The sequence below is a fragment of the Candidatus Poribacteria bacterium genome, assembly GCA_021295755.1.
Classification (GTDB): Bacteria; Poribacteria; WGA-4E; order WGA-4E; family PCPOR2b; genus PCPOR2b.
This window is the reverse complement of the sequence record JAGWBT010000206.1, coordinates 1-4069: the sequence shown is the minus strand read 5'-3', so window position 1 is coordinate 4069 and position 4069 is coordinate 1. Positions and strand designations below refer to the sequence as shown.

Annotated in this window: 3 protein-coding genes and 1 pseudogene; all 4 read right to left on the bottom strand. The window is 50.2% G+C overall.

Going from position 1 to position 4069, the window contains the following annotated elements:
• Nucleotides 1–187: 187 nt before the first annotated feature.
• The 4 genes and pseudogenes from J4G02_21735 to J4G02_21720 all read right to left on the bottom strand — a co-directional run bounded on the left by J4G02_21735 (nt 188) and on the right by J4G02_21720 (nt 3912).
• Nucleotides 188–1037, bottom strand: a pseudogene (locus J4G02_21735) (phytanoyl-CoA dioxygenase family protein).
• 50 nt (nt 1038–1087) lie between these two features.
• Complete coding sequence (locus J4G02_21730; protein ID MCE2397140.1) at nt 1088–1900, bottom strand: aldo/keto reductase; 813 nt, start codon at nt 1898–1900, stop codon at nt 1088–1090.
• A 108-nt stretch (nt 1901–2008) separates the two neighbouring features.
• Nucleotides 2009–2947, bottom strand: a complete 939-nt coding sequence (locus J4G02_21725; protein MCE2397139.1) for a TIM barrel protein — start codon at nt 2945–2947, stop codon at nt 2009–2011.
• A 38-nt stretch (nt 2948–2985) separates the two neighbouring features.
• Complete coding sequence (locus tag J4G02_21720; GenBank protein MCE2397138.1) at nt 2986–3912, bottom strand: sugar phosphate isomerase/epimerase; 927 nt, start codon at nt 3910–3912, stop codon at nt 2986–2988.
• Nucleotides 3913–4069: the final 157 nt, after the last annotated feature.

The following is a 4069-nucleotide window of genomic DNA, read 5'->3' as shown; positions in this document are numbered from 1 at the left end:
GGGGCGTTGACGGAACTGATCCAATGAAAAGCGATATCGCAATTTTAAACTGAGATTAGAAAGAACGGGTAAAGCAGTTAAATATCTTGCGGCAAACGACAACTCAATTTAAAATCTGCTACCTTTCCCTAGCTAGTTGATGTCCATCAAACTCCCAGTAGTTTCCTACGGTGCTCTATCCACCCCTCTACTCAGACGCATTTTCGGAAACTCGCTTCTTCGCTAAGAGCGTCTGTATTTCGTAGATAGATCCACCACGCCCACTCCGCCGAGGATTATCGGGGCGAGGAACAGGAGGAGTATCGGTATAGCGGGGTTCCCGGACCTGTTTACCACGCAGCATCGCAGCGTCTAAGGCAGTCCAGTCAGTAATGGGTCGTTGAGCCAACGTGTCAGCTGCAGAGTATTGAAGTAGAAGCAAACGGCGCGACTGTCCACTAGAGTTAGGTGCAGAGGCGTGTAAGGTACGGGTGTGATGGATAGTGAGCGTTATCCGGTCTGAAATCGGGGTCAGTAATTCCACCAACAAAGACATCGTTCTCGTAATGGTCGTAAACTGGACCTTTATGCGAACCTGGAATAAACAGCAGGCAGCCGTTATCCTTTGTCATATCGTCAATCGCTAAACCGACCGACAGCATATCATCGTTAGTTACAGGCGTGGCAAACGCAAAATCCTGATGCCACTCAACCGGACTACCGAATCCAGCGGATTTCATGTTAAGCTTGGAGGTGTCATAACGAATATTCGATCCAATCAGTTGGGCAACGCTGTCGAGAATATAGTCGTGGCGAAGCATCTTATCGTAAATTGGATGCAGGACTACCGGATTTTTGAGACGCCGCAATTGCGGTGCGTTTGGCGTGTGCCCTGGCTCAAGGTCAAAAACGTCGGTATGTTCAGTCACCTCGCGGGATTTATCAACAAATTCATCAGTAATCCTGCGCAGCTCCACGAGATCTTCCGTTGAAATTACGTTTTCAACAACGATATAACCGTTGGTGTGATAGAAGTCGACCTGCTCTTTAGTCAGCATATAGAACTCCTTTCATGCAAAGTCAAGTTATAGCTTGGAAAAAAAATGGGTCAGAGGCATCGTTGCGCTTCCTGCTCAATATACGTCCGTAACTCCTGTGGCAGTGCGAGCAATGTGCCCACCGCAGCATTCTCTCGAATCCGTTCCGGTTTTGATGTCGCCGGAATCACTACGCTTATCCGCATGTCTGCGAGAATCCACGCCAATAAGGCCTGTGCCCATGTTTCTATGCCATGCGCTTCAAGCGGTGCGAGATCCGGCTCCCTTCTGAGTCCCGTCACCAATCTCCCCACGTCGAGTGGCTGCATTACAATCACGCCGATACCAAGTTCCTCGGCTAGCGGCAAAATCTCCTGTTCGCACGTTCGTTCCAACACGTTGTAGGGAATTTGAATCGTACTGATCCGTCCGCCCTTCATGATTCGGATCATCTCAGGATAAGATGTGGTCATATAGTGTGTGATTCCAATGAGACCGATTCTCCCTTCTGCCTTCAATCCTTCTAGCATTGGCAGGTGGGTCTCCCAATCCAAGAGATTATGAATCTGAAAGACATCAATATAGTCGGTCCGAAACCGTTCAAAAGATCGCGCAATCTCAGCTTTACCCTGCGACAGCCCCGTACACCAAACCTTAGTCGCAAACTGGAACTGCTCTCGCTTCCCCTCCGTTGTTACGCCAACCACACTTTCACTCTCACCGTACATCGGCGATGAATCGAGGAAGGCAACCCCCTCCGAGAGACAAGCTGTGACAATTTTCTGACGCACAGCGATTTCCGCCTGTGAGCGGACATCAAACGTCTTCCAAGTGCCCATTCCGATAGGCGGCACCTCAAGCGTTGCCAGTTTTCGTGTCTGCATACTATCGCTCCTCCACGGCCGGTTCTTGGAAAAAATCCAACTCAGAAAGTTGATTTACGACTAAAACCAAGTTTAATGGAACTCGCTCAATCATCATATTCGGGGAGGTCAGGTTAATATAGATCTGATATACGCAACGCCCTTAGCAAACAGATCTTCACCCGGATGTCTCGGTTGTCCCAGATGTTCAGGTGCCCAAATGCCCTGGTAGTTGATCTTCTGTAGCGCTGCGACAACAGCGGGGAAATCGACGCGCCCCTCGCCGAGTGGCACTTCCCGCCCCATGGGCCAGAGATTCGTGTGGTCCCGAAAACCACAACAATGAATCTTTTCTGCGAACTCCATCACCAAAGCACACATATCTCCGCCAATGAAATCCATACCGGTACACAGCATCACCCCATTAGACGGACTGGGAACAGCATTGACCAATCGTCGCAAATCGTTGGAAGTCGCCACTAGGAACGGACCTCCCCAGCCGTCAGCTGTATAATTTCCGTAATCTTCAAGACGCACACCGGCTGCGACCGCCCGCTCACGAATTCCGTCCGGTAACAGTCGATGCAGTGTGTGGTTCCCAATACCAACACCGTTCGCTTCTGCCACCGGCATCAATTCACGATATATGTCAATCAAGCTCTCCCAACACGCTTGGGCTTGTACAGCGTCTGTTGGTTTGGCGATATCAATGATTTGCAGCACCGATGTAATACCCACTTCTCCCGCAACTTCAATCATGCGCGCCATTGCATCAATAGCACGACGATCACGACCTAACAAAATCTCTGGACTTGTGGTGCCACCGCGTGAGTGGGTCCGATATGGGAGTGGAGGCCATTTCAGCAATCGCCAAGATGCGTCCTTTATCACGAGACCATTGTCCTCTAACTTACCCTTGATCTCCCGGAAATGTGTTAGATCTGGATATCCGTTTTCCTCAAATCCGGGAAGCGCGGGACAGCTGATAGAAACGCGCTCAGTTTCTAATTGTTTGCAACGATCAATGGTTGCTTGCACATCGGTCAACGCGCCAACTCCTAGTTTCATGGGGTTTTCCTCCGTCTCGGAAAAATCAGCAATTACACTTATACAGCAATCAGCGATTTGATATAATCAACTGCCTTGGCCTCTAAATCTTCACCCGGATATCTCGGTTTCCCTAGGTGTTCTGGATTCAGAATACCCTGATAACCAACACCCCGCAAAGCGGTTACAACAGCGCGGAGATCAACCCGCCCCTCACCAAGCGGCACTTCCCGTCCGGCAGGCCATCGCTCCGAATGGTCTCGAAGTTGGCAGAAGTGAATCTTTTCCCCAAATTCTTCTACCAGTGCCGGTACTTCCCCACCAGGGATATCCATGCCGGTACATAACGCCACCCCATTCGCCGGACTCGGAACAGCATTGATTAATCGATGCAATTCCTTCCAAGTCCCTACTAAGAAGGGGCCGCCCCAAGCATCTGACCTAAAGTTCCCGTAATCTTCAATGCGTACATCTGCTGCAACAGCCCATTCACGCACGTCGTCTGGCAAAATTCGGTGAAGACTGTGATTTGCTATGTGAACCCCGTTTGCTTCTGCCATCGGGATGAGTTCGCGATAAATGTCGATAAGCCCCTCCCAGCATGCTTCCTCTTGGGCAGGATTCATCGGTTTGCCCAAACTCACGTAGTGCAACACTGACGTGATACCAACCTCTCCTAACACTTCAATCGTGCGCAACATGGCATCAATACAGCGACGGTCACGGGTCAACAAGATGTCCGGATTCATTGAGCGCTCCGTCCGCCAAGGACGTGAGGGCCACCGCGCAAAATGGTAAGTGACGCTCGGCACCTCCAGACCATTGTCCTCTAATCTTCCCTTTAGTTCCCGCAGGCTGTTTGCATCCGGATACCCATTGTCTTCATATCCAGTAAGAGAACCGATATAAACACATTCGACACCAAGTTTTCTGCAACGATCAACGGTCGCTTGCACATCGGACGATGCGCCAATTCCAACTTTCATAGGGTGCTCCTCTGTTAAAAAAACCACCGTGCCTGTTATGACCGTAACCTACGTTACTAGCCTACCTTCTGTCCAAGTACTTGACATACTCCCCGCCCTAAAGGACGGGGATTCTTTTGTCCTTCAGGCGCGTGAATTGCGCTATCAACAAGGATTG

Excerpts from the sequence above, each read along its gene's own strand:
- J4G02_21730 (MCE2397140.1), bottom strand. The coding sequence starts at position 1,900 with ATGCAGACACGAAAACTGGCAACGCTTGAGGTGCCGCCTATCGGAATG.
- J4G02_21725 (MCE2397139.1), bottom strand. The coding sequence starts at position 2,947 with ATGAAACTAGGAGTTGGCGCGTTGACCGATGTGCAAGCAACCATTGAT.
- J4G02_21720 (MCE2397138.1), bottom strand. The coding sequence starts at position 3,912 with ATGAAAGTTGGAATTGGCGCATCGTCCGATGTGCAAGCGACCGTTGAT.